The following is a 25,060-nucleotide window of genomic DNA, read 5'->3' on the forward strand; positions in this document are numbered from 1 at the left end:
AATGAGTAAAAAAGTACAGTAAAATCAATAAGTTATTGAAACGAGTCCAGCGCTGGCGCATTCTCTTGCAAAGGGAGATTGGCCATGACGGAAGAGGTCAGGTTACCCCGCAAGCTTTCCGATGAGCCTGAAGCGCCGAAGCCTGTGCGACCGAGCCACCAGAAGGTGATCGATCAGGTCGAGCGCTGGGCCAACAGCCCGGGCCTGCAACCGCCGAGGACAGATGATGCGAAGACGCTCTGAACCCCACACTTTCGAACAGCGGCTCGACGCGCAGAGGCTGCGGCTCGAACGCGAGCTTGCCAGTCTGCCGGTCGGCGTCCAGCGCGACTCCGTGGCCGCGCGCATCGAGCAGCTGCAAACCGCCGCCGAGATGTTCGAATTCCTGAAGCTACGGGACGCTCCTGCGGTGCGCTGATCGCCAGGAATTGGACGAGCGGCGGTGCGAGACCGTGCGAAACTTCCGCCTTGACCACCACGCTGAGACCGACACCACAGCCCAGGCAAGGATAGCAACGGCAAAGGCCGCTGCGCTGTTCACGGAAACCGTGACGTAGAAGACGGCGGCGAAGGCGACAAGGCCGGCGCTTCCGAGGGCCGCGCCGGCGGCGTCCAGCGCCGCGGCTTCCCGTCCACGCCGGCGGCCGTCGAGCCCTGCCTTCTCCTTGCCGCGTCGCTCGTGACTTTCGATCAGCGTTGCGCTGGCGCAGAAGATCGCGGGAAGGGCCAGAAAGAGGCCGCCGACGGCGGTGCCGAAGCGCGCGCCCATGGCGCCTGCTAGTACCGTCGCCAGTCCGCCCAGCACGAAGCGAATGCCGTACTCGTACCAACGCGTCTGCTTCAGTGCCGATGGCGACATCTGGACCAGCATCAGGCAGCACCTCCGAAGCTCGCGAGCAGGGCGAAGGCGACGGCCAGCCAGGCCGCAAAAGCGAGAATGGTGGCAGGCAGCGCGGTGAGACGAAGCCGCATCAGCAAATGGCAGACGACGATGCTGTAGCAGGCAAGCGCGATCGCGCCGTAGATCATGGTCCAGCTTTCGGCGGCCGCATACGGGGTGCCGTGCTGGACGATCGCGATGGCGAGCGTGGCGAGTGCGACCGAGGGGGCCGCGCCGAGCAGTCCGGCAAAACTCTTCGGCCGCAGCATGTCGCCAAGGATCGCGAAAGCCGAGACGATCACGCCGCCGGCAATGAAGCGCACCACATATTCGGTCATGGCCGTGCTCGCTGGTGTTTGCTGCGCCGGCGTCCCGTCAGCGTGAGTGGCCTGATCAGCCGCTCGACGACAATGCCGAGCGAGAAGCCCGCGACCACATCGCTCGGCCAGTGCGCCAGCAGCGCAATGCGCGTCAGTGACAGCGCGACGGTAATGGAGCGTACGAGGCGGCGCGGCCCTGCGGGCAAGAGCCCCGCCGCGGAGGCAAGCGCGCCCATATGCATGGCGTGGCCGGACGGGAAGGCATCACGGGCCCGTCCGGAGATCGGAACGCCATGACGATGGCCCTCGATCGTCACACGATCAGGCCTGATCTGGTCGAACACGGATTTCAGCAGGTGCGGCAGCATCGCCGTCGCCACTGTGACCGCCAGCACATGATTGGCAGCGGGACGTGCCTGAGGTCGTGCCCATCGAGCGTACAGCCACCCTGCCGCGGCAAGCGCAAGAAGCACATGTTCGTCGGCCGCCCAGGTCAGCGTCTGCGCTGTCTCCTCAAGTCCTGGGTCGGTGTGGTCCGCGATCTCGTTGGCGATCGCCGTATCGATCCGAGTGGGTTTGACTGTTACGAGTGCCATCGGTCCGCAGGAATGTTCTCCGTGACATTCCTGTAAAGCTTGGTGACGATGATCGTTCCTGCGGTTACGGCTGCCCGGATCCGCCTGCCGAGCCGTAGACCTGGCCCGTCGCGTAGCTCGCATCGGCTGCTGCAAGCTGTACGTAGATCGAGGCGAGCTCGGCGGGCTGGCCGGGACGGCCAAGCGGCGTCATGCCGCCGAACTTCTCGAGCTTCTCCATCGAGGCGCCGCCGGAAACCTGGAGCGGTGTCCAGATCGGACCCGGCGCCACGCCGTTGACGCGGATGCCTTTCGGACCGAGCTGCTTGGCCAGCGACTTGACGTAGTTCATCGTCGCGGCCTTGGTCTGCGCGTAGTCGTAGAGTTCCGGAGAGGGGTCGTAGGCCTGCTCGGATGTGGTGCCGATGATGCACGCGCCCGGCTTCAGATGCGGTAGCGCCGCCTTGATGATCCAGAACGGCGCATAGATGTTCGTCTTCATCGTCGCGTCGAAATCCTCCGACGAAACATCGAGGATCGACTCGCGGCTCTGCTGCCGCGCGGCGTTGCAGACGACGATGTCGAGACCGCCCAGGCCTTGCAGGGCCTGCTCGACCAGCTTCCTGCAGAACGCTTCGTCGCGGAGGTCACCGGGAATTGCAAGTCCGGTGCGTCCCGCCTTCTTGATCAGCGCAATCACCTCCTGCGCATCGGGCTCCTCGTTCGGAAAATAGTTGATGGCGACATCGGCGCCCTCGCGGGCATAGGCGATCGCGGCGGCCCGGCCCATGCCGGAATCGCCGCCGGTGATCAGCGCCTTGCGGCCGGCGAGGCGGCCGGAACCCTTGTAGCTGGTCTCGCCATGGTCCGGCGGCGGTTCCATCTTGCCGGCGAGGCCGGGCCAAGGCTGCGTCTGCTTCTTGAAAGGCGGTTTCGGATAGCGGCTGACGGGGTCCGTCAATTTTTGTTCGGCCATGGTCGTGTCTCCTTTCGCTGCCGAAGACGTCAGCGAAGCTGCGGCAAGCGTTGCGCTCGCCGCCTGGACGACGTGCCGGCGGGATGGTGAGGTCTTGTCCTGATGCGCCATGATGGTCTCCGCGTCTGCCATCTCAATGCGCGGAGACGAGGGGCGTTGCTAACGGGAGGACGCCGGCGGACCGGCGTCCTCTGAAGTGCTACTTCGACTGCCCGACGCTCGGCGCCTTGCCGAGCTCTTTCGCCATCTGCAGATGATGCTTGAGTGCGGGCAGCGTCTTGCCCGCCCAGTCCTTCAGTTCGGCGTTATCGCCGCCCTTGGCGTAACGCTCGAACAGCGACACTGCGTCTTCGTGCGCGCTGGTCTGGTAGGAATCGTAGTCGGAGCTGAAGTCCTTGCCGCTCGCGGCCTTGAGCTTGTCGAGCTTGCTCTGGTGCGAGCTGTCGAGCGCGGCCGGCAGCGTCGCCGGGACCTTGCCATTGCCGACCAGACCCTTGAGCTCGCTGCTGGTCTTGGTGTGGTCGGTTACCATCTGCTGCGCGAACGCCTTCTCCTGGGCGTTGCCCTTCTGCTCGGCGAGCTTGCTGGATTCGATCTCGAACATGTCGCTGATCGCGACCTCCTTGACGAAGTCGGCAGTCGCGGGCGCGACGCCGAGCGCCGAATTGACGCCGGTCTTCTCGCCGAGCGACTGCGCGAGCGCGGGCCCTGCGAGGAGCACGCAGGCGAAGGCGATGACGGTACGTTTCATGGTCCGATCCCTCTGAATTGGCGGCGAGGCTGTCTGCCGCGCGACATTGCGCCGACCAACCCCTGCGCCGGGACGGATGTTCCTAATCCGTCGGATGGCGACCGGTGCGCGGATTGACCGGATCGGTCGGCTTGCGCCGGAGCCTTTCCGGCAGGAACGGCTCGTCCGGCGAAGCCGTAGGCGCGGCGCGCACATCGGCATGGCGCTGCGCGCGCTCGTGCGGTGTCTTGTTGTCGTTGAAGTGCCGCTTCACGTCGACGCCGTCGACGGGGTCGTTGACGCCGTGCTGGATGTCGCGAAAATCGCTCATGGTTCACTCCTTTCCTGGCAGGATCGCCTCGAGCACTTGCCGTGCCGCGCCCTTGATGACGCTGGTTTCGTTCGGATCGCCCTTGAGCAATGCGAGCGAGAAGTTTCTGGCCTGCTGCAACGTGATGTGCGGCGGCAATGGCGGCACCTCGGGGTCGGTCTTCACCTCGAGCACGACGGGCATCTCGCATCCCAGCGCCTGCTCCCAGGCGGAGCCCAGCAGCTGCGGGCTGTCGACATAGATGCCGCGGAGCCCGACCAACTCGGCAAAGCGTGAATAGGACACGTTCGGGATGCGCTGGGATGCCTCGAACTTGGGATCGCCATTGATGATGCGCTGCTCCCAAGTCACCTGGTTGAGATCCTCGTTGTTGAACACGCAGACGATCAAGCGCGGATCGTGCCAGGAGCGCCAATATTTGGCGGCCGTGATCAGTTCGGCCATGTTGTTCATCTGCATGGCGCCGTCTCCGACCAGCGCGATCACGGGACGGTCCGGATGGGCGTATTTTGCCGCGAGCGCGTAAGGCACCGCCGCGCCCATCGAGGCGAGGCCGCCGGAGAGCGAGGCAATCATGCCGCGTCGCATCTTCAGGTCCCGTGCGAACCAGTTGGCGCAGGAGCCGGAATCGCAGGTGACGATGGCGCGGTCGGGCAGGCGCGGCGACAATTCCCAGGCGACGAGCTGCGGGTTGACCGGTGCGGCGGGTTGATGCGCGCGCTCGTCGAGCGTCCTCCACCATCTCGCGACGTCGTCCGCGATGCCTTTGCGCCATGCGCCGTCGCTCTTGGGTTCGAGCCGCGGCAGCAGCGCACGCAGGGTTTCGGCGGCATCGCCGACGAGGCCGACCTCCATGGGAAAGCGGATCGACATCATGCTGGCGTCGATGTCGATCTGCACGCCGCGCGCTGCGCATTCTTTCGGCAAGAACTCGGCATAGGGAAAGGCCGAGCCGACCATCAGCAGCGTGTCGCAGTCCATCATCATGTTGTAGCTAGGCTCGGTGCCGAGCAGGCCGATCGAGCCGGTGACCCAGGGCAGATCGTCGGGCAGCGCCGCCTTGCCGAGCAGCGCCTTGGCGCAGCCGGCCGACAGCCGGTCGGCAACCGCGATCACTTCGTCGGTAGCGTGGAGCGCCCCGGCGCCGACGAGGATCGCGACCTTCTTGCCGGCGTTGAGGATCTCTGCGGCACGGTCGATCTCGGTCTCACGCGGCACAATGCGTGGCGCGCTGTAGCCGACGCCGGAATGAAGCGTGCCGTGCGCGCGGGGCGGGGCTTCGTATGGTTCTTCCTGGAGATCGTTGGGCAAGATGAGCGCGGTCGGGGTCCGCCGGGCGAGCGCGGTCCGGACGGATCGATCGATCAGGTGGCGCACCTGCGCGGGCGAGGATGCCTGCACGACGTAGGCGCCGGCGACATCCTTGAACATTGAGACGAGATCGAGTTCCTGCTGGTAGCTGCCGCCGAGCGCATTGCGTGCCTGCTGGCCGACGATCGCGAGCACCGGCTGGTGATCGAGCAGCGCATCGTAGAGCCCCGTGATGAGGTGTGAGGCACCGGGGCCGGAGGTCGCGATGCAGACGCCGAGCTCGCCGGAGAACTTCGCATAGGCGGTCGCCATGAACGCCGCCATCTCCTCATGCCGCGCCTGCACGAAGCCGATCTTGCCTTCCGCCCGGTTCAGCGCGCCGAACACGCCGTTGATGCCGTCTCCGGGATAGCCGAACAGGTGGCGCACGCCCCATTGATGCAGGCGCTGGACGATGAAGTCGGAGACGGTCTGGGACATCGCGCACGGCCTCGGTTGTACGAAAGTCAGAACCACGCGTTCTCCGCGTTGTTCCTGCCCCGTGACGTTCCTGATCTGCCGCTGGAACATGATCGGAACGATCGCCGGGCTGTCCGGGTTGGTCTTCACATTGGCTGAGTGGAGAACTGCAATGTTGAATCAAGGCGAGCTGGATCGCAGCGAGATGGGCCGGTTGATCGGCAGCGACAAGGTCGAGGGAACATCGGTGTACGGTGCCGACCGCAATCGCATCGGTTCAATCGAGCGCGTGATGATCGACAAGGTCAGCGGCAAGGTGTCTTACGCCGTGCTCGGTTTCGGCGGATTTTTGGGCCTCGGTAACGACCACTATCCCTTGCCCTGGCAATCGCTGAAATACGACAGGGAGCTTGGTGGCTACGTCACCGGCATCACGGCCAAGGAGCTGGAAGGTGCGCCGAAATACGGCGAGAGGAGCGATTGGAACTGGGGCGACGACGCCGCCGTTCGCGGCATCAACTCGTACTACGGTGTTCCGTTCGCGTAAGGAGATCCCATGAGCAAGGAACGGCCCAACGACGATCCCCGGCAGCAGAGCGACTGGGGCTCCCACGCCCAGACGGACAAGCCCTGGAAGGGCAATCCGGAGAAGGAGCAGGGATCGGGCAAGGTGAAACCCGATCTGGAGAAATGGCACGAGACCAAGACGCACTGAGCGAAGTGCGCTGATGACGACAATCCGGGCGCGGCACGATGAGTGCCGCGCTTGTTTTTTGAGCGATGCAATCACGAATGGCGGTGTGCTGCTTCAACGCCGGAACCATGCCGCGGCGCTACGGTTGGCATCGCGGCGCGCGAGCTGCGTCTGGCCGCTCCGCCGCCGGTTCTGTCCAGAGAGAGGTGTTGTACCGTGGATGCTCAGACACGGCAGCGCGGCCCGTCTGCGGAACAGCCGCAGAAGGCAAAGGAGGCGCCGAATGCCGCGCCTCAGCCGCGCGATGCCAGGGATCCGGACAAGCCGGCCGAGACGCCATCGCTGCGCGACCGGCTTCGTGAGCACTGGTTGCTCGCGACGGTCGGCGCCGCCGTGCTGGTCGCGGCCGTTGTCGGCGGGGTGCTCTACTGGCTGGAGGTCCGTCACTATGAATCCACCGACGACGCCTTCGTAGCGGCGCGCAGTTTCTCCGTGGCCTCCAAGGTCGGCGGCTACGTGACCGACATTCCGGTCACCGACAACCAGCACGTCAATGCCGGCGATCGCCTCGCCAGGATCGACGAGCGCGACTATCGCATCGCGATCGATCAGGCCAACGCGCAGGTTGCGGTCTCCAAGGCGAACATCGATAACGTCGAGGCGCAGATCGTTTCGCAGCAGGAGCAGATCAAGCAGGCCGAAGCGCAGCTCGAACAAGCCCAGGCCCAGCTTCAATTCTCGCAGGAAGAGTTCAAGCGCGCCGAGGATCTGGTCGAGAAGGGCGCCGGCACCGTGCAGCGCCAGCAGCAGACCCGTTCCGATCTGCAGGCGCAGCAAGCCAACACCGAAAAGGCCAAGACGGCCGTCACGGCCGCACAGGTCGGCATCAAGACCCTGCAGGCGCAGCTCGAAGGGGCCAGGGCACAGCTCGCGCAATCGCAGGCGCAGCTCGATCAGGCCAAGCTGAATTTGCAGTACACCAATGTCCTCGCCGCCCAATCCGGCCGCGTCGTCAAGCTCTCGGGCGCCAAGGGCACCTTCGTCACGGCCGGACAGAGCCTGATGATGTTCGTGCCCGACGAAGTCTGGATCGTCGCCAACTACAAGGAAACCCAGCTGAACGACATGCGGCCCGGCCAGCCGGTCGAGATCCGCATCGACGCCTATCCTGGCCGCAAGCTCACGGGCCATGTCGATTCCGTGCAGCCGGGCTCGGGCACCGCGTTCAGCCTGCTGCCGGCGGAGAACGCGACGGGCAATTACGTCAAGGTGGTGCAGCGCGTGCCGGTGAAGATCGTGGTCGACAACTGGCCGGCCGATCTGCCCGTCGGCCCCGGCATGTCGGTCGTGCCCTGGACCAGGGTGCGATGACGGACACCACGCAAGACGGCGCCGGCGGCTGGTCGCCGGAGCGTTCGGCGGCAGGCGGACACAATCCCTATCTGATCGCCTTCGTCGTCTCGATCGCGACCTTCATGGAGGTGCTCGACACCACCATCGCGAATGTCGCGTTGCGCCACGTCGCCGGCAGCCTCGCCGTCGGTATCGACGAGAGCACCTACGTCATCACCAGCTATCTCGTCGCCAACGCCATCGTGCTGTCGATCTCCGGCTGGCTGTCGACCGTGATTGGTCGCAAGCGGTTCTACATGATCTGCGTCGCGACCTTCACGCTGGCCTCGCTGCTCTGCGGCTTCGCGTGGAATCTGGAATCACTGGTGCTGTTCCGCATCATCCAGGGGCTCGGCGGTGGCGGCATGGCGACCAGCGAGCAGGCGATCCTTGCCGACTCGTTCCCGCCGCACAAGCGCGGTCAGGCCTTTGCCATCTACGGCGTCGCCGTCGTGGTCGCACCGGTGATCGGTCCGACGCTCGGCGGCTGGATCACCGACACCTACACCTGGCACTGGGTGTTCCTGATCAACGTGCCCATGGGCCTGCTCTCGCTGTTCCTGGTCGGCTCGCTGGTCAAGGAGCCCTCGGGCGCGGAGGAGGAGCGGGAGAAGCTGCTGAGCAAGGGGCTGCGGGTCGACTATGTCGGCTTCCTGCTCGTCGCGATCGGCCTCGGCTCGCTCGAATTCGTGCTCGACGAAGGCCAGCGCAATGACTGGTTCGGCTCGAACATGATCATCTTCTTCGCTGTGCTCTCCGCAGCTTCGCTGCTCGCGCTGATCCCGTGGGAGCTGACGCGCGAGGATCCCATCGTGGACCTCCGCCTGCTCGGCCGCCGCCAGTTCGGCGCCTGCTTCCTGGTCATGCTCGCCACCGGCGCGGTGCTGATCTCGACCACGCAGCTTTTGCCGCAACTGCTCCAGACCGAGCTGAACTACACGGCCATGCTGGCCGGCCTTGCGTTGTCACCGGGCGGCCTCGCGACCCTGGTGCTGATGCCGGTGGTCGGCCGGCTCGTCAGCATCGTGCAGCCGAAATATCTCATCATGTTCGGCGCTGCGATCGTGGCGTTCTCGATGTGGCATCTCACCGGCCTGACCGGCGACATCACTTATGGCTATGCCGCGCTGTCGCGCATCTTCCTCGCGATGGGCTTGCCCTTCCTGTTCCTGCCGGTGACGACGGCGTCCTATGACGGTGTGCCGCCGGACAAGACCAACCAGGCCTCCGCGCTGATCAATGTCGCCCGCAACATCGGGGGATCCATGGGTGTCGCGCTGGCGCAAACCGTGCTGGCGCAGCGCCAGCAATTCCATCAAAGCCGCCTGATCGAGCACGCCGCGCCGTCCGATCTCGGCTATCAGCAGACCATCGACGCGATGACGCGCTATTTCCAGGCGCAGGGTTCAAGCGCGAGCGATGCGGCCTCGCAGGCGGTCGCCTGGGTCGGCCGCACCTTGCAGCAGCAGGTCGATTTCCTCGCCTATATCGATGTGTTCTGGACGCTTGCGATCGTCGCGGTGCTGATGATCCCCACCGCGGCCGTGCTGCGCCCGATCAATCTCGGCGCGCCCGCGCGAGGGCATTGAGAACGTCGTCGTTGTCGAGTCCTTGCGCAGGAGCACACTGCGCTCCCTCCCCCCTTGCGGGGGAGGGCAGGGGAGAGGGGTGGCCCAGCAAATGGTGCCAGACGCTCTACGTGCTGCCATCAACAACAGCTCGCGTTGTCGGTACTAAGGTCGAGAGAGTCCTGGTGGGATACCCCTCTCCCTAACCCTCCCCCGCAAGGGGGGAGGGAACGCAGCTGTGCGCGTGGCAAAAGCGAGACTCATCCCACCGCTTCCTTCCGTCCTGGCCCCGCATGCACATGCACCTGTTTCGCATCCAGCACCTCGCCGCATTCCGAGCACACCATCACGGGATCGAACAGCTTGCCGCAAGTCTTGTGCTCGTGCAGCAGCGGGCGCCCGCGCTCGTCGCCCATGTGGGTGTCGCCCCAATGCACCATCGCCATGATGATCGGGTAGAGGTCGAGACCCTTCTGCGTCAGGATGTACTCGTAACGCTTCGGCGCTTCGGAATAGGGGACGCGGCGCAGGATGCCGAAGCGGACCAGCTTCTTCAGCCGCTCCGAGAGCAGATGCCGCGTGATCTGGAGCGAGGACTGGAACGCCTCGAACCGGCGCACGCGCAGGAAGCACTCGCGCAGGATCAGCAGCGTCCAGCGATCGCCGACCACCGCGACGGTGCGGGAGAGCGAGCATTGCTCCTCGTCCAGCGTGTCCCACTTCATCATCCGGTCTCCGGTCAACGTCAGTCAGAAAAAGGAACTGACTTGAACAATCAGTGCAATTCGGGGCCAAACCTAGCATTTAGCCCAAGAGTTTGACAGTTCTATTTTAGAACTGTAGCCTTCCCCCCAATCACACGCTCACCGGAGGAGGCGACTTTGCCCAAGCGAAACGCGACAGCCGCTGTGATCGGGGCCGGCGATTTCATCGGCTCCGAGATCGCCAAGAAATTCGCCGCCGAAGGCTTCACCGTGTTCGCCGGTCGTCGCAACGGTGACAAGCTGGCGCCGTTGGTGAAGGACATCGAGGCGGCCGGCGGCGAGATCCATGCGCGTTCGCTCGACGCGCGGAAGGAAGAGGAAGTCATCTCCTTCCTTGGCGATGCCGACAAGCACGCGCCGCTCGAGGTCTGCATCTTCAACGTCGGCGCCAACGTCAACTTTCCGATCCTCGACACCACCGAACGCGTATTCCGGAAAGTCTGGGAGATGGCCTGCTATTCCGGCTTCCTCGCAGGCCGCGAGGCGGCGCGGCTGATGCTGCCGCACGGCGGCGGCAACATCTTCTTCACCGGCGCGACGGCGTCCTTGCGCGGCGGCAGCGGCTTTGCCGCCTTCGCCAGCGCCAAGTTCGGTTTGCGCGCGGTGGCGCAGGCGATGGCCCGCGAGCTCGGGCCGAAGAACATCCACGTTGCCCATCTCATCATCGATTCCGGCGTCGATACCGAATGGGTGCGGCAGCGCCGGCTCGAGGCGCTCGGGCCGAACGCGCTCGACAATCCCGACCTCCTGATGCCGCCCGCCTCGGTCGCGGATGCCTATTGGCAGCTCTATCAGCAGCCCAGGAGCGCCTGGACCTTCGAGATGGAGATCAGGCCGTTCGGAGAGAAATGGTGACCGCGGCCGAAAACTCCGGCTAGACTGATCGCAACATCAAGCAAATTCCGGGAGGTATTTAAGTGAAGACCGCGATCACCGAACTGTTCGGCATCGAGCACCCCATCATCCAGGGCGGCATGCATTTCGTCGGCTTTGCCGAGCTTGCCGCCGCCGTCTCGAATGCCGGCGGACTCGGCATCATCACGGGCCTCACGCAGAAGACGCCGGAGCTGCTCGCCAAGGAGATCGCGCGCTGCCGCGACATGACCGACAAGCCGTTCGGCGTGAACCTCACCTTCCTGCCGACGTTCGCGGCGCCGCCCTATCCGGAGTATATCGCCGCCATCGTCGAAGGCGGCATCAAGGCGGTGGAGACCGCGGGCCGCAGCCCCGAACAGTACATGCCGGCGCTGAAGGCGGCCGGCATCAAGGTGATCCACAAATGCACCTCGGTGCGCCACTCGCTGAAGGCCGAGCGCATCGGCTGTGATGCCGTCAGCGTCGACGGCTTCGAGTGCGGCGGCCATCCCGGCGAGGACGACATTCCGAACATGATCCTGCTGCCGCGCGCGGCGGAGGAGTTGAAGATCCCGTTCGTTGCCTCCGGCGGCATGGCCGACGGGCGCAGCCTCGTCGCGGCACTGTCGCTGGGCGCGGCCGGCATGAACATGGGCACGCGCTTCATCGCAAGCAGGGAAGCCCCGGTGCATCAGAACGTGAAAGACGCGCTGGTCGCCGCTACCGAGCTCGACACCCGCCTGATCATGCGCGCGCTGCGCAACACCGAGCGCGTGCTGAAGAACGCCAATGTCGATCGCCTGCTCGAGATCGAGCGCGAGAAGGGCGCCAAGCTGACCATCGACGACATCCACGACCAGGTCGCCGGCGTCTATCCGAAAGTCATGCTGGACGGACAGATGGACGCGGGTGCCTGGAGCTGCGGCATGGTCGCAGGGCTGATCCACGACATCCCCACCTGCAAGGAACTCATCGACCGCATCATGGGCGAGGCGGAACAGATCATCCGCAGCCGCCTGCTGGGGTTCCTGGAAGGTACGGGCACGGCTAGAAAAGTCGCCTGAAACCGCCAAACTTCTTAACCACGGCGGCAATCGGCCGCTGGAAATGCGCGCGACGCCTCCTAAATAGGGGTAAATTACCCCTTAATAATTCAATTTCAGGAGGCGTCCGTGGTCCTGAAAAGCGTTCCTTTTGCAGTTGCCGTCGCCCTCGCTGTGGCGTGCGGTAGCATTGCGCGCGCTGACGACTACAAGCCTGACGAATATCTCGGTCTCGATCTCTCCAAGGCAGTCCTGTCGCCAAAGCGGCTCGGACCGGAGACGCAATTCGCCCCGGTCGCGCTCGAAGCGAAGGGCGGCAACGAGGCGCAGGCCCGCGCCGAGCCGATGGACGTGCCCAGGAAGGTCGCTGCCGAGCGCGTGCACGTGGCCGAGCCGAAGGTCGCGCATACCACCAGGAGCCCGCAGCCGCGCGGCGCCGCCCGCGCCAAGCTCGCCCATCGCCACGGCAATCCGCTCGACGCGCAGGCGAGGGATACCCGCATCCAGACCTGGCCCTGCCGTTCCGGCGGCATCTGCAACTGGCAGCGTTAGGCCGTAGCTGATCTCACCTAAATCGAGTGCGATGTTGCTTCACCTCTCCCCGCAAGCGGGGCGAGGGCGTGCTCCTTTTTCGCCGCGCGCTCGTCATCCCCGCGTCGCAAAACCGTAGGCTCCGAGTCAAGAAACCGTCAGGGTAGCCGTCAACCGGCGCAGGCACCTTCCGTCGCGATTCGACGAAGGTCTCCTGAATGGCAACGCTCCGCGCCCAGCGCGCATGGACCCGGCGGCAATTCCTGGTCCGCTCCACCTCCAGCCTCGCCGTTGCCTCGCTCGGCACGCTCGCAAAGCCCCGCATCAGCCGTGCCGCCGACCGCCCGCAGATCGCGGGCGGCATCCAGTCCGGCGACGTTTCGGATGGCTCTGCCGTCGTCTGGGCCCGCGCTGACCGGGCCGCGCGGATGCACGTCGAATGCTCGACCGTCGAAAGCTTCAGGACCATCGTCGCATCGGCATCGCGCGACGCCTTGCCCGATTCCGACTTCACCGCAAAGCTGCAGCTCCACGACCTGCCGGCCGGGCAGGACATCTTCTATCGCGTCCGGTTCGACGATATCGCGACCGGCATCGCCGGCGAAAGCCGCATGGGTCATTTCCGCAGCGCGCCGATGGCTAACCAGTCGATCTCGTTCGTGTGGTCCGGTGACGTCGCGGGGCAGGGCTGGGGCATCGACATCTCGCGCGGCGGCTATCGCAGCTATCGCACCATGCTGGACAACCGCCCCGACTTCTTCATCCATTCCGGCGACCACATCTACGCCGACTGCACGATTCCATCGGAGCAGAAGCTCCCGAACGGCGAGACCTGGCGCAACATCGTCACGGAAGAGAAGGCCGAGGTCGCGCATACGCTGGCGCAGTTCCGCGGCAATTACAAATACAACCATCTCGATGAACATTTCCGCGCGTTCCACGCGGAGGTGCCGATGGTTGCGCAATGGGATGACCACGAGGTCACCAACGATTGGTCGCCGGCCGGCAGCTATGACGATGCGGGCTTCGAGGACGACGGCACGCCGCGCCTGATCGCGCGCGCCCGCCGCGCCTTCTTCGACTTCATGCCGATCCGCGACATCGGCACGCGGCAGGGCCGCCTGTACCGCAAGATCGCCTACGGCCCGCTGCTCGACGTCTTCATGATCGACATGCGCAGCTATCGCGACGACAAATGGAACAAAGGCGACGATCACCGCGGCTGGATTCTCGGCGCCGAGCAGCTCGCCTGGCTGAAGCGCGAGCTTGCCGCCTCGCGCGCGACCTGGAAGGTGATCGCGGCGGACCTGCCGATCGGCCTCGTCAGCCTCGACGCCGTCGCGCTCGGCAATGGGGCGCCCGACCGGCGCGAGCACGAGATCGCCGATCTGCTGTCGTCCATCAAGCGCGCGGGCGTGCGCAACATCGTCTGGCTCACCGCCGACATGCACTACACGGCCGCGCACTACTACGATCCGAACAAGGCGCAGTTCCAGGATTTCGAGCCGTTCTGGGAGTTCGTCTCCGGCCCGCTTCATGCCGGCACCTGGGGCCCGGGCGAGCTCGACAATACGTTCGGTCCGGTCGCGATGTACCAGAACGGCTGCAGCGGGGCGCAGGGCGAGAACCTCGCGCCGTGCTTCGGCCTGCAATTCTTCGGCCGCGTCGACATCGATGGCGCGAGCGGCGTGATGACCGTGACGTTGAAGGACGTCGACAACCGCGACCTTTGGTCCGTCGACATCGTGCCGCAGCCGCAGCCGCGCCCGGCCGTGGTGGCGCAGCACTCCTGAGAGCCGCAGTCGTCATGCCCGGGCTTGTCGCGGGCATCCACGTTCTTCGCGCCGCGCAGCAAGGCGTGGATGGCCGGGACAAGCCCGGCCATGACGTCGGGGATGCATGGTGCACCCCAAAGCTAACTCGATCTTGATTGGCCGCGCCTGCGTCTTCCGCGCTATACTGGCCGTTCCCGCCACCTCTTTTCCATCACCGAAGAGTCTGTCCCCGCGGCCTCACCGCGCGTCCGGCGGGTTGAATGACGTCAGGAGCTTACCTATGGACAATCTGAAGACACAGGGCATCAGCATGCCCAAGCTCGGCCTCGGCACTTTCCGCATGCAGGGCGATGCCTGCCGGGCGGCGGTCGAAAGCGCGCTTGCGATCGGCTATCGCCACATCGACACCGCCGAGATGTACGCCAATGAAGAGCCGATCGGCGCCGCGCTCGCCGCGGCCAGGCTGCCGCGGGGCGAGCTGCACGTCACGACCAAGGTCTGGCACGAGAACCTCTCTCCGGACGCCATCCGCCGTGCCTTCGACGCCAGCCTGACCAAGCTGCGGCTCGACCATGTCGATCTCTATCTGGTGCACTGGCCGTCGAAGTCGGCGAATTGGGGTGCGGTGTTCGAGACCTTGATGAAGCTGAAGGAGGAGGGGCGCACGCGGGCCATCGGCGTTGCGAATTTCACCACGGCGCTGCTCAAGATCGCCGTCGAGGACGTCAAGGCGCCGATCGCCTGCAACCAGATCGAATATCACGCCATGCTCGATCAATCGAAGGTGCTGGCCTATCTCAACGCGAAGTCGATTCCGCTGGTTGCCTATTGCCCGCTCGCGCAGGGGCGCATTGCCTCCGATCCCGTGCTGACCGAGATCGGCACCAAACACAATGCAACGGCCGCGCAGGTCGCGCTGAAATGGCTGCTCGACCAGAACGGCGTCGCGGCGATCCCGAAGGCGTCGCGCCGCGAGAGTCAGCAGGCCAATCTCGATGCGCTCAAGATCACGCTCGACGATGCCGATCGCAAAAAGATCGCCGCGCTGCCCAAGGACAGGCGCTGCGTCAATCCGGGCTTCGCGCCGGCGTGGGATTGACCAAAGGCGTATCGCAAACGCAAAGAAATGGCCCCGTGAGGGGCCATTTCCATGGTGCGTTGCGCATTAGTCCCAGTGGTGACGATGGCTGCGCTTGATCACGACGACCCGGTCGCCATGATGACGCCAGCCACGATGCCAGCCGTGGTCACGATGCATGCCGTACTCGGCACGCGCCGCATACGGGCCGTGGTGATGACCGCGCTTGATCACCACCGTCTCCGCGCTGGCGAGCGTAGGCGCCGCGATCGCGAGAGCGCCGAGGGCTGCAACCACATAACCAAGCTTCTTCATGATGTCCTCCTCCAATCGAATGCCAATCTAAACGGCGCATTCGCGTGAACGTTCCGGAGGAGTCGCAGGAGAATTCTGAACGCCTGTTCAGACAGAGTGCGGTGTGAGCAGGCGCGAACCGAATCTTCGCAAGATCGCGCTCAAATCACGGCCTCTCATCGCAGCGTTGCTGCGCCGGTGTCGGCGCGCCGGTCGCGACGTATTTGCCGTCCCTGATCGTGTACTCGCCGCGCTCGCTGCGATTGTAGATCGCGCGCAGGCTGCCGTCCTTCAGGAGCAGCAGCCCGAACTCGCGGGTCTGATGCAGCGAAGGGAAGTACACCATCACATTGAGCAGGCCTTCGGCATTGATGGTGGCGGACACCACCTCGTTCTCGTCCCTGGCGTCGCCGAAATTGCGCCGGTACATCACCCTTCCGTCCTTCCGGATCTCGTAAGTCAGCAGCGCGCCCCTGTCGCGGTCGGGCCGCGCCGCGCAATCGACCGCCCATGAGCCAAGCAGGCCCCATTGCTCGACCGTCGCCGCAAGCGTCTCCGCGCGCACTGAAGGCACCAAGGCAACCCATAGCAATGCAGCCGTGGTCCAGCGGCTCAAACAACGCGTCATGTCCTGAAAAGCCCCGCCTCGAAGAATTCCAAAGTGTAGCATCCCGCCGGCGTCCGTCCACGGCCGCCGCCGATCGCGCGCGAATTTGATCCGCGTCAATGAGGCCGGGCCGGGCAGGGGTAGGATGGCCGCTCCGAAGGCGAACGTGGATAGACCAATGCTGAATCAAGTCATGGATTTTGCGGGCGAGGTGCTGCCGGGGAGCTGTGCCGTGCCGCCCTATTCGGAGACCGCGTTTCTGGCCGAGCTGGGCGACCGCCTGAGATCCTCCCGCACCCGCTGCGACCTGTCGCGCCGGGAGCTCGCCCGCCGCTCCGGGATTTCCGAGCGCTACATCGCCCAGATCGAGGCCGGGAAGGGCAACGTCTCGATCGTGCTGCTGCTGCGGCTGGCGTCCGCGATCCACAGCAGCCAGCCTCAGGCGGCTTGAAAAATCGGCGTAAGCGAGCCTCAGGCCCGCTTCTCGACATTGGCGCTGCGGGCCGGGACGCCGAACTCCTTGCGGCACACTTCCGCCAGCACGGCGACGCCTTCGCGGATCTGCTGATGCGTCGGGCTCGCAAAGCAGAGCCGCAGGCGCGAGCTGGAATGGCTCTTGCTGGTCGACCATTCCGGCCCCGGATTGATCGAGACGCCGGCGGCGAGCGCGGCCTGATAGAGCTTTAGCGTATCGACCTGGTCGGGCAGCTTGACCCACAGGAAGATGCCGCCCTTGGGCTCCTCGAACTCCGCCGCCGTTCCGAACTGCTCGTTGAGCGCTTCCATCAGCGTGTCGAGCTTGGTGCGCAGCGACTTCGTCAGCGCCGGCACGTGGGTCGCAAAATGCGGCTTGCAATAGGCCGCCAGCACCATCTGCTCCAGGGCGCCGGAGCCGGCATCCGTCTTCAGCGACAGCATCCGCGACATCACATCCCAGGGCGCGACGATGAAGCCGACGCGCAGCGCCGGCGCGATCGACTTCGAGAACGAGCCGATATGGATCACGCCGCCGCTCGGGCTCATCGCATGGATCGCGGGCGGTCGGTGTCCGGACCAGACCAGGTCGGCATAGCAATCGTCCTCGAAGATCGGCACGCCGTATTCGCTCGCCAGCCGCACCAGCTCGGCGCGGCGGCTCTCCGGCATGATGCTGCCGGTCGGGTTCTGCACCGTCGGGATGGTGTAGATGTATTTCGGACGGATGCCGCGGCTCTTCAGGTCGGCGAGCGTCGAGGCCAGCACGTCCATGCGCATGCCGTCGCTGTCGAGGGGGATGCCGACCACGTTGACGCCAAGCCGGGCGAGGCGGTTCAGCGAGCCCTGATAGCTGTCCTGCTCGAAGATCACGGTGTCGCCGCGCGTCAGCAGCGTGTTGTTGACGAGGTCGAGCGCCTGCAGCGAGCCGGAGACGATCAGGAGATCGTCGACCGTGCAATTGATGCCGGCGTCGCGCTTCAGCTTGGTCACGAGGAATTCGCGCAGGGGAAGGTAGCCTTGCGGCCCGTGCGCCAGCCCGTAAGTGGCGAGCGAGCGGCCCTCGCGCCGCAACACAATGTTGGTGGCCTCGATCAGCTCGTCGAGCGGCACCTGTTCGGAATCATTGTTGCCGCCGACGAAGCTGTATTTGGCCAGGCCCGTCCAGCGCGCAGTCGGGGCCGGCAGCCCCGCAGGAAACAGGGGGGCGAAATCGAAGCTGGACGTCATGGGAGCGTTCCTCGTTTTGTTCTTGTCGAGCGGCCGGCTTTGCACCGGCCTTGCGTCTTGGGGCCGTCCGGGGTGGACGGTCCTATTTCCTTCCGGCCGTCCGGGTCGGACGGCCCTGGCTGATGAAAGCGTAATGCGCATTGGCGACGCCGCCAACCATCAAGGCTTCGACCACCGGTTCGGAGATGTCGCCGGTTGCGGCCCAGTCGACGATGAAATTGGCTCCGGTGCCGCCGCGCACGTCGTCGGTCGGAACGAAGATCGAGACGGTGGCGAGCGGCTTCAAGGCCACCGGCGCCTTCAGATAGCTCTCGACCTGCTTGCCTGAGGTGTCGAAATAGGCGATGCGTTTGACCACCAGTGGCTGGGTCTCGGAGGCGTTGTGGACGCTCAATGTCACCGAGAAATCGACGCGCAGCTTGCCCTGGCTCATCGCAACGCTGGAATAGGCCGGCACGTAGAACCCGCCGGACACCGCGAGTTCCTCTTTCGGCAGTGCGGTGAGCGAATCGGCAAAGTTTTGTTCGATATTGACCTTGGATTGCGCGGCTGCGGGCGCGGCACAGGCAAGGGGACATAGCAGCAATGCTGCGAACAGCCCCTTCCGCATGTGACGAATTGCTCGCTTGCCGCGCCGCAACCCGCCTCTAGGGTGCGGCGAAACGGACCAATTTGGTATGCACGAGCTCATTCGCGACATCACTCTCTGTATTCTGTTTGCCTGGATGCTGGGCCTGCTCGCCCATTTTTCCCGGCAGCCGCTGATCCTGGCCTACCTTATCGCCGGCTTTTGCATAGGTCCATTCGGTGCCGGCTGGGTCCATTCGCAGGAATCGATCAGCGTCATCTCCGAGCTCGGCCTGATCTTCATGCTGTTCATGATCGGGCTCGAGATCGACCTGAAGAAGATCGTGCGGGCGGGCAAGGTGATCCTGTTCGCGGCCGGCGGCCAGTTGCTCGGCGGCTGCCTGCTCGGGGTGCTGTTCTTCGTCGGCATCGGCCTGTCGATCGGCGGCGGGCACTTCGACGCCGTCTATCTCTGCGTCGCCTGCGCGCTGTCGAGCACGGTCATCATCGTCAAGGTGCTCTACGAGAAGCGCGAGCTCGACACGCTGCCGGGCCGCATCACCCTCGGCGTGCTGGTGCTCCAGGACATCTTCGCCATCCTGTTCCTGGCGGTGCAGCCGAGCCTTGCCAATCTGGAAGTCACCGTCATCCTGCTCTCCATCGCCCGTGTCGCGGTACTGGTCGCGGCCGCGCTGCTGGTCAGCCGCTATGTGCTGCCGCGCGTGTTTCACCAGATCGCCCGGCGGCCGGAGCTGATCCTGCTCGGCGCGCTGGCCTGGTGCTTTCTCGTTGCCGAAACCGCCGAGCGGCTGTCGCTGTCGCGGGAGATGGGGGCGCTGATCGCCGGCGTCTCGCTCTCGACCTTTCCCTACGCGCTCGACGTCACCGCCAAGGTCACCACGCTCCGCGACTTCTTCATCACCCTGTTCTTCGTCGCGCTCGGCATGACCATCCCGGTGCCCGGCCTCTCCGTGATCGGGCTTGCCCTGATGATCGCGGCGTTCACGGTGGTGAGCCGCCTCGTCACCACCTTCACGCCGCTCTATTTGATGAGGCAGGGGCTGCGCGCCAGCCTGCTGCCGGCCCTCAACCTGGCGCAGATCTCGGAATTCTCGCTGGTGGTGATCCAGACCGGCGTCTCCGACCACCACATCGCGGCCGAGACGGCGAACGCGGCCTCCTTCGCCTTCGTCGTGCTCGCCGTGCTCTCGACCTTCGCCATGAGCCGCAGCGACGAGATCACCCGCTGGGCGATCGGCCCGTTGAAGCGGATCGGCCTGCGCGATCTCGACCATGGCAACGGCCATGCCGAGGAGGGCCACGAGGCCGGCCATGGCGAGGCCCGCCGCATCGTCATCCTCGGCTTTTTCCGTGCGGCGAGCGCGCTGCTGGCGGAAATCGAGCGGCAGGCCCCGGTGCTGCTGGAGCAGATCACGGTGGTCGATTTCAACCCCAATGTGTACCAGACACTGGTTTCACGCGGTCTGCACGTGATCTATGGCGACATCAGCAGCGCCGATACGCTGCTCCATGCCGGCGTCGGCAAGTCCGAGATGATCATCCTCAGCGTGCCGGATTCGCTCCTGAAGGGCGCCAGCAACGAGAAGCTGGTCCGCCACGTCCGCACCCTCAATCCGACCGCCATGATCGTTGCCACGGCCGATCTCCTGTCGGATGTGGGCGAGCTCTATGCGGCGGGCGCCAGCTACGTCACGGTGACCCGGCTCAGCGATGCTCATGAGCTGTTTACCGTGATCGAAGCCGCCCAGGCCGGTCTGCTCGCCGACAAGCGCGCCGAGCTCGACCAGCGGCTCGGCGAGCGGCGCGAAGTGCTGCCCTGACGCGGCCGGCCGTCTTCCGTCCGGGGCCTTCGCGCCTATATCCCTGGTATCTTCGGTGCAAGCCTGAGGCGCGCGGGCCGGCCCGCCGTCAGGCATATGCGGTTGCGTCCAGGACACTAGCGCTTGGGCCCAAGTCCGGCTAAGGCGTCCGGCAAGCCTCCGGCCCCTAACCGATAGAGATTGGGACATGCCCGATACCGTCCAGGAAGTCTTGCAGGCCTTTGCCAGGGGCGAGCTCGTCGTCGTGACCGACGACGACGACCGCGAGGGCGAGGGCGATCTGATCGTCGCCGCCTCGCTCTGCACCGCCGAGAAGATGGCATTCATCATCCGCCATACCTCCGGCATCGTCTGCGCCCCCGTGACCACCGAGGATGCGCGCCGGCTGCGGCTCGATCCGATGGTGGCCCACAACGACTCCGCGCACACCACCGCGTTCACGGTCTCGATCGACTACAAGCCCGACGGCGGCACCGGCATTTCCGCCGAGGAGCGCGCCTCGTGCTGCCGCGCGCTCGCCAATCCCAATGTCGGCGCCAACGATTTCGCCCGGCCCGGCCACATCTTCCCGCTGATCGCCAAGGACGGCGGCGTGCTGCTGCGCTCCGGCCATACGGAAGCCGCCGTCGATCTCTGCAAGCTCTCCGGCCTGCCGCCGGTCGGCGTCATCAGCGAGCTGATGAACGACGACGGCAGCGTGATGAAGGGCGAGCAGGTCGCGCAGTTCGCTGCCAGGCACAAGCTCAAGCACGTGACCATCGCGGACATGATCGCCTACCGCCAGGCGCGCGAGAAGCTGATCGAGCGGGTCTCGACCTTCGTTACCGAGAGCCCGATCGGACCCCTGCAGGGCTATGCCTACCGCTCGCCGTTCGATTCCATCGCCCACGTCGCCTTCGTCTACAACGGTGTCGGCGACGGCAAGAACGTGCTGACGCGCTTCCACAAGCCGAACATCGTCAAGGACACCTTCACCGGCCACAAGCGCATGGCCGCCGTGCTCGAGCATTTCAGGAAGACCGGCCGTGGCGTGCTGGTCTATCTGCGCGACGGCGCCGCCGGCGTGCCCGTGTCCCCGCTTCCGGACGAGTCGTCCACGGAAGCCGACCGCAACCGCCAGTGGCGCGAGATCGGCGTCGGCGCGCAGATCCTGCGCGATCTCGGCGTCACCTCGATCCGGCACCTCACCTCCTCGGTGCACGACTACAAGGGCCTGTCAGGCTTCGGCATCGAGATCGTCGCCAACGAGCAACTCGAGATCTGACCGCATTGTCGTTCCGGGATGGCGCCGAAAGCGCCAGACCCGGAAGCTCGAGGTTGTGGACCCAGAAATTCCGGGGGCGCGCCGGGTGCGCGATCCGGAACGACCGAAACCAGGATGCAATTGCACTTGTTGCCGCGGCGCTTTAATTTGTCGGGCAATTTTTAGACGGAACCAGACGCGAAAGGACGTTTCATGAGCGTGCGCCCTCAGACCAAGGACAAGCCGGCTGCGGCTTCCTTCCAGTGGGACGATCCGTTCCTGCTCGACGAGCAGCTGACCGAAGACGAGCGCATGGTGCGCGACACCGCGCGCGCCTATGCCCAGGACAAGCTGCTGCCGCGCGTCACCAAGGCCTATCTGGAAGAGAAGACCGACCGCGAGATCTTCAACGAGATGGGCGAGCTCGGCCTGATCGGCATCACGCTGCCCGAGGAATATGGCTGCGCCAATGCGAGCTACGTCGCCTATGGCCTCGTCGCGCGTGAGATCGAGCGGGTCGATTCCGGCTATCGCTCGATGAACTCGGTGCAGTCCTCGCTGGTGATGTATCCGATCTACGCCTATGGCGACGAGAACCAGCGCAAGAAGTACCTGCCGAAGCTCGCCAGCGGCGAGTGGGTCGGCTGCTTCGGCCTGACCGAGCCCGACGCCGGCTCCGACCCGGCCGGCATGAAGACCCGCGCCGAGAAGGTCTCGGACGGCTATCGCCTCACCGGCAGCAAGATGTGGATCTCGAATGCGCCGATCGCCGACGTGTTCGTGGTCTGGGCCAAATCGGCCGAGCACGACAACCAGATCCGCGGTTTCGTGCTGGAGAAGGGCATGAAGGGGCTGTCCGCGCCGAAGATCGGCGGCAAGCTGTCGCTCCGCGCCTCGATCACCGGCGAGGTCGTGATGGACGGCGTCGTGGTCCCCGAGAGTGCGCTGCTGCCCAATGTCTCCGGCCTCAAGGGCCCGTTCGGCTGCCTCAACCGCGCCCGCTACGGCATCTCCTGGGGCGCGCTCGGGGCTGCCGAGGACTGCATGCATCGCGCCCGCCAGTACACGCTCGACCGCAAGCAGTTCGGCAAGCCGCTTGCCGCGACCCAGCTGGTGCAGAAGAAGCTCGCCGACATGGAGACCGAGATCGCGCTCGGTCTGCAGGGCTCGCTTCGAGTCGGCCGCCTGATGGACGAGGGCAAGTTCGCGCCCGAGATGATCTCGATCATGAAGCGCAACAATTGCGGCAAGGCGCTCGACATCGCCCGCGTCGCCCGCGACATGCACGGCGGCAACGGCATCTCGGCCGAGTACCACGTGATGCGCCACGTCCATAACCTCGAGACGGTCAACACCTACGAGGGCACCCACGACGTCCACGCCCTGATCCTCGGCCGCGCCATCACGGGCATCCAGGCATTTTTCTGAGTGCTCGAGAATAAGAGGCAGGAGAACTCTCCTACGTCATGGCCGGGCAAAAGCGCGAAGCGCGTCTTCGCGCTAGATGTCCCGGCCATCCACGTCTTAGGCGACGCGAAGAACGTGGATGCCCGGCGCAAGGCCGGGCATGACGAAGTCAGCAAGGTACGAGCAAGCCATGTCCGACAACGACGACGTCCCGTTCAACCGCAACTTTCCGCTCAAGCCTGGAATCGTCGAGGAAGTCCGTCCCGGCGTGCGGCGCGTGCTCTGTAACAATCCGAGCCCGTTCACCTTCACCGGCACCGTCAGCTACATCGTAGGCCGAGGCAACGTCGCGATCATCGATCCCGGTCCTGACGATGCGGCGCATGCGGCCGCGCTGCTCGAGGCCGCGCGCGGCGAGACCGTGACGCATATCTTCGTCACCCACACCCACCGCGACCATTCGCCGAACACGGCGCGGATCAAGCAGGCGACCGGCGCGCCGGTTTACGCCGAAGGCCCGCACCGCGCCTCGCGGCCGCGCTTCGAGAGCGAGAAGCACGATCCGGAATCCGGCGTCGACCGCGATTTCGCGCCCGACATCCGGATTGCCCATGGCGACGTCGTCGAGGGCGACGGCTGGCGTCTGGAGGCGGTGGCGACGCCCGGCCACACCGCCAACCATCTCGCCTTCGCCTGGCCGGAGCGGAAGTTCAACTTCGTCGGCGACCACGTCATGGGCTGGTCGACCTCGATCGTGGCGCCGCCCGACGGCTCGATGATCGACTACATGGAGTCGCTGGACCGTCTGGCCGGACGCGAGGAGGATCTCTACTTCTCCGGCCACGGCCCCGAGATCCCGGATGGCCCGCGCTTCGTGCGTTTCCTGATCCGGCACCGCAAGGCGCGCGAGGCCTCGATCCTGCATCGCCTCGCCAAGGGCGAGACCGACATCCCGACCATGGTGCGCGCGATCTATATCGGCATCGACCCGCGCCTGACGACGGCCGCAGGCTATTCCGTGCTGGCGCATCTGGAGGACCTCGTTGCGCGCGGCGTGGTGGCGACGGATGGCGATCCCGTGATCACGGGCACCTACAGGATGGCGGGCTAGGCCCTGTCGTCATTCCGGGGCTCGCGAAGCGAGACCCCCGAATCTCGCGCTACAATATCGAGATCCCCAGGTGCGCAATTTCGCACCAGAGTTCGCCGCGCTGTGGCGCCCCCGCGATGACGCCAGCGCGTCACTTCTTCACCGTCTTCGCAGGTGCCTTCGGCGGCGCCACCGGGGTCTTCTTCACCGGCTTGAGTGCATCGGCATCTGCGGCGGTGTTGAGGTCGTCGATGAATTTCGTCACGCGCGCGGCATTGCTGCCGAGGTCGCTGTCGAAATAGCGCGAGGCGGAGCGGATATCGACGCGGGAATCCTCGCCGTCGGGCACGACCCTGATGGAAATGTCCTCGCGCAGACCCATGATCGGCGTGCGGGCCACCGCCTCGATGCGGCCGATGCGGCGCGGCGGCTGCGGTGCGCGCTCGTCGATGACGAGCCATTTGCGCTTGTTGACCAGCTGAAGCGCGATCGCATAGGCGCGATCGACCGGGATCTCGAGCTCGATCGGCTCGATGTCGGGATAGAAGTGGCGCTGCTGCTCGGCCGAATAGAGGCCGGCATAGACGGCGCTATTGGCGCCGTCGCCGGTGCGCAGGCGGGCGAGGGCGTCGAAGCGCGGCGGGTCGATCGGGTCGGTGGTGATGTCGTGGATCGCCGGCAGCTTGCGGTATTGCAGGGCGAGATAGGCGGGGTAGGCGAGGATCGCGCCGTCGATCAGGAAGGCGAGCAGGATGCGCGCCATGCCGCGCGAGCCGTTCTGCCAGATCGCGGCGAAGCCGGCGAGGCCGAACAGGATTGAGAGCCCCGCGATCGCAAGGCCGCCGAAGAAGGTGACGAGGGCAGGCTTCGGCTCAAGGAAGCCGAAACGAACGACGAGGATCGACACCAGGACGGCCACCACCGCGAACACGGCGAGATTGCGCGCCCAGCTGGCGAGGCTGGACACGGGCTCCGTCTGGTAGGGAGCGGAAAACCTGCGGGCCATGCTGTTCCATCACCGGTGT

29 protein-coding genes are annotated in these 25,060 nt (G+C 65.4%); 16 read left to right on the plus strand and 13 right to left on the minus strand.

Annotated elements, in window-relative coordinates; genetic code table 11:
* Positions 1 to 84: 84 nt before the first annotated feature.
* Complete coding sequence (locus JQ617_RS35915; protein WP_167358297.1) at positions 85 to 243, plus strand: hypothetical protein; 159 nt, start codon at positions 85 to 87, stop codon at positions 241 to 243.
* Positions 224 to 418, plus strand: coding sequence for a hypothetical protein (locus JQ617_RS35920; RefSeq protein WP_249157802.1), 195 nt, complete (start codon positions 224 to 226; stop codon positions 416 to 418). Before JQ617_RS35915 ends, JQ617_RS35920 begins: the two co-directional genes overlap by 20 nt.
* Here JQ617_RS35920 and JQ617_RS35925 read toward each other — a convergent pair.
* The 7 genes from JQ617_RS35925 to JQ617_RS35955 all read right to left on the minus strand — a co-directional run bounded on the left by JQ617_RS35925 (position 392) and on the right by JQ617_RS35955 (position 5,603).
* The gene (locus tag JQ617_RS35925) at positions 392 to 871 is read right to left on the minus strand and encodes a DUF3147 family protein (RefSeq protein ID WP_212030493.1); all 480 of its coding nucleotides are present in this window, start codon (positions 869 to 871) and stop codon (positions 392 to 394) included. The two genes, JQ617_RS35920 and JQ617_RS35925, sit on opposite strands and share 27 nt — an antisense overlap.
* A complete protein-coding gene (locus JQ617_RS35930) occupies positions 871 to 1,218 on the minus strand; it encodes a DUF3147 family protein (RefSeq protein WP_212030494.1) in 348 nt (115 codons plus the stop codon). The genes JQ617_RS35925 and JQ617_RS35930 overlap by 1 nt, the downstream gene beginning before the upstream one ends.
* Complete coding sequence (locus JQ617_RS35935) at positions 1,215 to 1,796, minus strand: phosphatase PAP2 family protein (RefSeq protein WP_212030495.1); 582 nt, start codon at positions 1,794 to 1,796, stop codon at positions 1,215 to 1,217. The genes JQ617_RS35930 and JQ617_RS35935 overlap by 4 nt, the downstream gene beginning before the upstream one ends.
* Before the next feature lie 64 nt (positions 1,797 to 1,860).
* Positions 1,861 to 2,751 carry an SDR family oxidoreductase gene (locus JQ617_RS35940; protein ID WP_212030496.1) on the minus strand — a complete coding sequence of 297 codons (891 nt, stop codon included), beginning with the start codon at positions 2,749 to 2,751 and terminating at the stop codon, positions 1,861 to 1,863.
* Between the two features lie 199 nt (positions 2,752 to 2,950).
* Positions 2,951 to 3,502 carry a DUF4142 domain-containing protein gene (locus JQ617_RS35945; RefSeq protein ID WP_212030497.1) on the minus strand — a complete coding sequence of 184 codons (552 nt, stop codon included), beginning with the start codon at positions 3,500 to 3,502 and terminating at the stop codon, positions 2,951 to 2,953.
* Between the two features lie 82 nt (positions 3,503 to 3,584).
* Entirely contained in the window at positions 3,585 to 3,812 is a 228-nt protein-coding gene (locus JQ617_RS35950; RefSeq protein WP_212030498.1) for a hypothetical protein, read from the minus strand.
* A gap of 3 nt (positions 3,813 to 3,815) precedes the next feature.
* Positions 3,816 to 5,603, minus strand: coding sequence for a thiamine pyrophosphate-requiring protein (locus tag JQ617_RS35955; protein ID WP_212030499.1), 1,788 nt, complete (start codon positions 5,601 to 5,603; stop codon positions 3,816 to 3,818).
* 151 nt (positions 5,604 to 5,754) lie between these two features.
* Between JQ617_RS35955 and JQ617_RS35960 the strand changes: the two genes are divergently transcribed.
* The 4 genes from JQ617_RS35960 to JQ617_RS35975 all read left to right on the plus strand — a co-directional run bounded on the left by JQ617_RS35960 (position 5,755) and on the right by JQ617_RS35975 (position 9,257).
* Positions 5,755 to 6,129 (plus strand): PRC-barrel domain-containing protein, encoded by a 375-nt coding sequence (locus JQ617_RS35960; RefSeq protein ID WP_063691744.1) that lies wholly within the window; start codon positions 5,755 to 5,757, stop codon positions 6,127 to 6,129.
* Between the two features lie 9 nt (positions 6,130 to 6,138).
* A complete protein-coding gene (locus tag JQ617_RS35965) occupies positions 6,139 to 6,297 on the plus strand; it encodes a hypothetical protein (protein WP_167358296.1) in 159 nt (52 codons plus the stop codon).
* A gap of 195 nt (positions 6,298 to 6,492) precedes the next feature.
* Entirely contained in the window at positions 6,493 to 7,647 is a 1,155-nt protein-coding gene (locus tag JQ617_RS35970; RefSeq protein ID WP_212030500.1) for an HlyD family secretion protein, read from the plus strand.
* On the plus strand, positions 7,644 to 9,257 hold the full coding sequence (locus JQ617_RS35975; RefSeq protein WP_212030501.1) for a DHA2 family efflux MFS transporter permease subunit: 1,614 nt from the start codon (positions 7,644 to 7,646) through the stop codon (positions 9,255 to 9,257). The genes JQ617_RS35970 and JQ617_RS35975 overlap by 4 nt, the downstream gene beginning before the upstream one ends.
* Before the next feature lie 239 nt (positions 9,258 to 9,496).
* Here JQ617_RS35975 and JQ617_RS35980 read toward each other — a convergent pair whose 3' ends face one another.
* On the minus strand, positions 9,497 to 9,961 hold the full coding sequence (locus JQ617_RS35980) for a winged helix-turn-helix transcriptional regulator (RefSeq protein ID WP_212030576.1): 465 nt from the start codon (positions 9,959 to 9,961) through the stop codon (positions 9,497 to 9,499).
* 156 nt (positions 9,962 to 10,117) lie between these two features.
* On the opposite strand from JQ617_RS35980, the gene JQ617_RS35985 reads away from it, so the two are divergent.
* From JQ617_RS35985 to JQ617_RS36005, 5 genes are all read left to right on the plus strand, one after another.
* Positions 10,118 to 10,855: an SDR family oxidoreductase gene (locus JQ617_RS35985; protein ID WP_212030502.1), complete on the plus strand. Its 738-nt coding sequence runs from the start codon at positions 10,118 to 10,120 to the stop codon at positions 10,853 to 10,855.
* A gap of 62 nt (positions 10,856 to 10,917) precedes the next feature.
* Positions 10,918 to 11,919 carry an NAD(P)H-dependent flavin oxidoreductase gene (locus JQ617_RS35990; RefSeq protein WP_212030503.1) on the plus strand — a complete coding sequence of 334 codons (1,002 nt, stop codon included), beginning with the start codon at positions 10,918 to 10,920 and terminating at the stop codon, positions 11,917 to 11,919.
* A gap of 108 nt (positions 11,920 to 12,027) precedes the next feature.
* Positions 12,028 to 12,450 (plus strand): hypothetical protein, encoded by a 423-nt coding sequence (locus JQ617_RS35995; RefSeq protein ID WP_212030504.1) that lies wholly within the window; start codon positions 12,028 to 12,030, stop codon positions 12,448 to 12,450.
* A 197-nt stretch (positions 12,451 to 12,647) separates the two neighbouring features.
* Complete coding sequence (locus tag JQ617_RS36000; protein ID WP_212030505.1) at positions 12,648 to 14,222, plus strand: alkaline phosphatase D family protein; 1,575 nt, start codon at positions 12,648 to 12,650, stop codon at positions 14,220 to 14,222.
* Between the two features lie 262 nt (positions 14,223 to 14,484).
* Entirely contained in the window at positions 14,485 to 15,303 is an 819-nt protein-coding gene (locus tag JQ617_RS36005; protein WP_212030506.1) for an aldo/keto reductase, read from the plus strand.
* Positions 15,304 to 15,369: 66 nt separating this feature from the next.
* Here JQ617_RS36005 and JQ617_RS36010 read toward each other — a convergent pair whose 3' ends face one another.
* Together JQ617_RS36010 and JQ617_RS36015 are read right to left on the minus strand one after the other, a co-directional pair.
* On the minus strand, positions 15,370 to 15,597 hold the full coding sequence (locus JQ617_RS36010) for a hypothetical protein (RefSeq protein ID WP_212030507.1): 228 nt from the start codon (positions 15,595 to 15,597) through the stop codon (positions 15,370 to 15,372).
* 145 nt (positions 15,598 to 15,742) lie between these two features.
* The gene (locus JQ617_RS36015) at positions 15,743 to 16,204 is read right to left on the minus strand and encodes a hypothetical protein (protein ID WP_212030508.1); all 462 of its coding nucleotides are present in this window, start codon (positions 16,202 to 16,204) and stop codon (positions 15,743 to 15,745) included.
* A 157-nt stretch (positions 16,205 to 16,361) separates the two neighbouring features.
* Here JQ617_RS36015 and JQ617_RS36020 point away from each other — a divergent pair, with 157 nt between their 5' ends.
* Entirely contained in the window at positions 16,362 to 16,634 is a 273-nt protein-coding gene (locus JQ617_RS36020) for a helix-turn-helix domain-containing protein (protein ID WP_018648688.1), read from the plus strand.
* A 20-nt stretch (positions 16,635 to 16,654) separates the two neighbouring features.
* On the opposite strand, the gene JQ617_RS36025 is transcribed toward JQ617_RS36020, so the two are convergent.
* Both JQ617_RS36025 and JQ617_RS36030 read right to left on the minus strand, forming a co-directional pair.
* A complete protein-coding gene (locus JQ617_RS36025) occupies positions 16,655 to 17,887 on the minus strand; it encodes an aminotransferase-like domain-containing protein (RefSeq protein WP_212030509.1) in 1,233 nt (410 codons plus the stop codon).
* A gap of 82 nt (positions 17,888 to 17,969) precedes the next feature.
* Positions 17,970 to 18,497 (minus strand): DUF3124 domain-containing protein, encoded by a 528-nt coding sequence (locus tag JQ617_RS36030; protein WP_063691720.1) that lies wholly within the window; start codon positions 18,495 to 18,497, stop codon positions 17,970 to 17,972.
* Between the two features lie 67 nt (positions 18,498 to 18,564).
* Between JQ617_RS36030 and JQ617_RS36035 the strand changes: the two genes are divergently transcribed.
* The 4 genes from JQ617_RS36035 to JQ617_RS36050 all read left to right on the plus strand — a co-directional run bounded on the left by JQ617_RS36035 (position 18,565) and on the right by JQ617_RS36050 (position 24,056).
* On the plus strand, positions 18,565 to 20,295 hold the full coding sequence (locus JQ617_RS36035) for a cation:proton antiporter domain-containing protein (protein ID WP_212030510.1): 1,731 nt from the start codon (positions 18,565 to 18,567) through the stop codon (positions 20,293 to 20,295).
* 187 nt (positions 20,296 to 20,482) lie between these two features.
* A complete protein-coding gene (gene ribB, locus JQ617_RS36040) occupies positions 20,483 to 21,559 on the plus strand; it encodes a 3,4-dihydroxy-2-butanone-4-phosphate synthase (RefSeq protein ID WP_063691715.1) in 1,077 nt (358 codons plus the stop codon).
* 192 nt (positions 21,560 to 21,751) lie between these two features.
* Positions 21,752 to 22,966 (plus strand): acyl-CoA dehydrogenase, encoded by a 1,215-nt coding sequence (locus tag JQ617_RS36045; protein ID WP_063691712.1) that lies wholly within the window; start codon positions 21,752 to 21,754, stop codon positions 22,964 to 22,966.
* A gap of 169 nt (positions 22,967 to 23,135) precedes the next feature.
* Positions 23,136 to 24,056: an MBL fold metallo-hydrolase gene (locus JQ617_RS36050; protein WP_212030511.1), complete on the plus strand. Its 921-nt coding sequence runs from the start codon at positions 23,136 to 23,138 to the stop codon at positions 24,054 to 24,056.
* 130 nt (positions 24,057 to 24,186) lie between these two features.
* Here JQ617_RS36050 and JQ617_RS36055 read toward each other — a convergent pair whose 3' ends face one another.
* Entirely contained in the window at positions 24,187 to 25,041 is an 855-nt protein-coding gene (locus tag JQ617_RS36055; RefSeq protein WP_063691708.1) for a DUF1499 domain-containing protein, read from the minus strand.
* Positions 25,042 to 25,060: the final 19 nt, after the last annotated feature.

Origin of the sequence: Bradyrhizobium sp. KB893862 SZCCT0404 (assembly GCF_018130885.1) — a bacterium.
Classification (GTDB): Bacteria; Pseudomonadota; Alphaproteobacteria; order Rhizobiales; family Xanthobacteraceae; genus Bradyrhizobium; species Bradyrhizobium stylosanthis.

Bases quoted from the DNA above. Each gene is read 5' to 3' on its own strand.
- JQ617_RS36045 (WP_063691712.1), top strand. From the start codon at position 21,752: ATGAGCGTGCGCCCTCAGACCAAGGACAAGCCGGCTGCGGCTTCCTTC.
- JQ617_RS35945 (WP_212030497.1), bottom strand. From the start codon at position 3,502: ATGAAACGTACCGTCATCGCCTTCGCCTGCGTGCTCCTCGCAGGGCCC.
- JQ617_RS35915 (WP_167358297.1), top strand. From the start codon at position 85: ATGACGGAAGAGGTCAGGTTACCCCGCAAGCTTTCCGATGAGCCTGAA.
- JQ617_RS36020 (WP_018648688.1), top strand. From the start codon at position 16,362: ATGCTGAATCAAGTCATGGATTTTGCGGGCGAGGTGCTGCCGGGGAGC.
- JQ617_RS35965 (WP_167358296.1), top strand. From the start codon at position 6,139: ATGAGCAAGGAACGGCCCAACGACGATCCCCGGCAGCAGAGCGACTGG.
- JQ617_RS36015 (WP_212030508.1), bottom strand. From the start codon at position 16,204: ATGACGCGTTGTTTGAGCCGCTGGACCACGGCTGCATTGCTATGGGTT.
- JQ617_RS35980 (WP_212030576.1), bottom strand. From the start codon at position 9,961: ATGAAGTGGGACACGCTGGACGAGGAGCAATGCTCGCTCTCCCGCACC.
- JQ617_RS35925 (WP_212030493.1), bottom strand. From the start codon at position 871: ATGCTGGTCCAGATGTCGCCATCGGCACTGAAGCAGACGCGTTGGTAC.
- JQ617_RS35950 (WP_212030498.1), bottom strand. From the start codon at position 3,812: ATGAGCGATTTTCGCGACATCCAGCACGGCGTCAACGACCCCGTCGAC.
- JQ617_RS36055 (WP_063691708.1), bottom strand. From the start codon at position 25,041: ATGGCCCGCAGGTTTTCCGCTCCCTACCAGACGGAGCCCGTGTCCAGC.
- JQ617_RS36050 (WP_212030511.1), top strand. From the start codon at position 23,136: ATGTCCGACAACGACGACGTCCCGTTCAACCGCAACTTTCCGCTCAAG.
- JQ617_RS35930 (WP_212030494.1), bottom strand. From the start codon at position 1,218: ATGACCGAATATGTGGTGCGCTTCATTGCCGGCGGCGTGATCGTCTCG.
- JQ617_RS35935 (WP_212030495.1), bottom strand. From the start codon at position 1,796: ATGGCACTCGTAACAGTCAAACCCACTCGGATCGATACGGCGATCGCC.
- JQ617_RS35940 (WP_212030496.1), bottom strand. From the start codon at position 2,751: ATGGCCGAACAAAAATTGACGGACCCCGTCAGCCGCTATCCGAAACCG.
- ribB (WP_063691715.1), top strand. From the start codon at position 20,483: ATGCCCGATACCGTCCAGGAAGTCTTGCAGGCCTTTGCCAGGGGCGAG.
- JQ617_RS35975 (WP_212030501.1), top strand. From the start codon at position 7,644: ATGACGGACACCACGCAAGACGGCGCCGGCGGCTGGTCGCCGGAGCGT.
- JQ617_RS35960 (WP_063691744.1), top strand. From the start codon at position 5,755: ATGTTGAATCAAGGCGAGCTGGATCGCAGCGAGATGGGCCGGTTGATC.
- JQ617_RS36005 (WP_212030506.1), top strand. From the start codon at position 14,485: ATGGACAATCTGAAGACACAGGGCATCAGCATGCCCAAGCTCGGCCTC.
- JQ617_RS36000 (WP_212030505.1), top strand. From the start codon at position 12,648: ATGGCAACGCTCCGCGCCCAGCGCGCATGGACCCGGCGGCAATTCCTG.
- JQ617_RS35955 (WP_212030499.1), bottom strand. From the start codon at position 5,603: ATGTCCCAGACCGTCTCCGACTTCATCGTCCAGCGCCTGCATCAATGG.
- JQ617_RS36030 (WP_063691720.1), bottom strand. From the start codon at position 18,497: ATGCGGAAGGGGCTGTTCGCAGCATTGCTGCTATGTCCCCTTGCCTGT.
- JQ617_RS36010 (WP_212030507.1), bottom strand. From the start codon at position 15,597: ATGAAGAAGCTTGGTTATGTGGTTGCAGCCCTCGGCGCTCTCGCGATC.
- JQ617_RS35920 (WP_249157802.1), top strand. From the start codon at position 224: ATGATGCGAAGACGCTCTGAACCCCACACTTTCGAACAGCGGCTCGAC.
- JQ617_RS36025 (WP_212030509.1), bottom strand. From the start codon at position 17,887: ATGACGTCCAGCTTCGATTTCGCCCCCCTGTTTCCTGCGGGGCTGCCG.
- JQ617_RS36035 (WP_212030510.1), top strand. From the start codon at position 18,565: ATGCACGAGCTCATTCGCGACATCACTCTCTGTATTCTGTTTGCCTGG.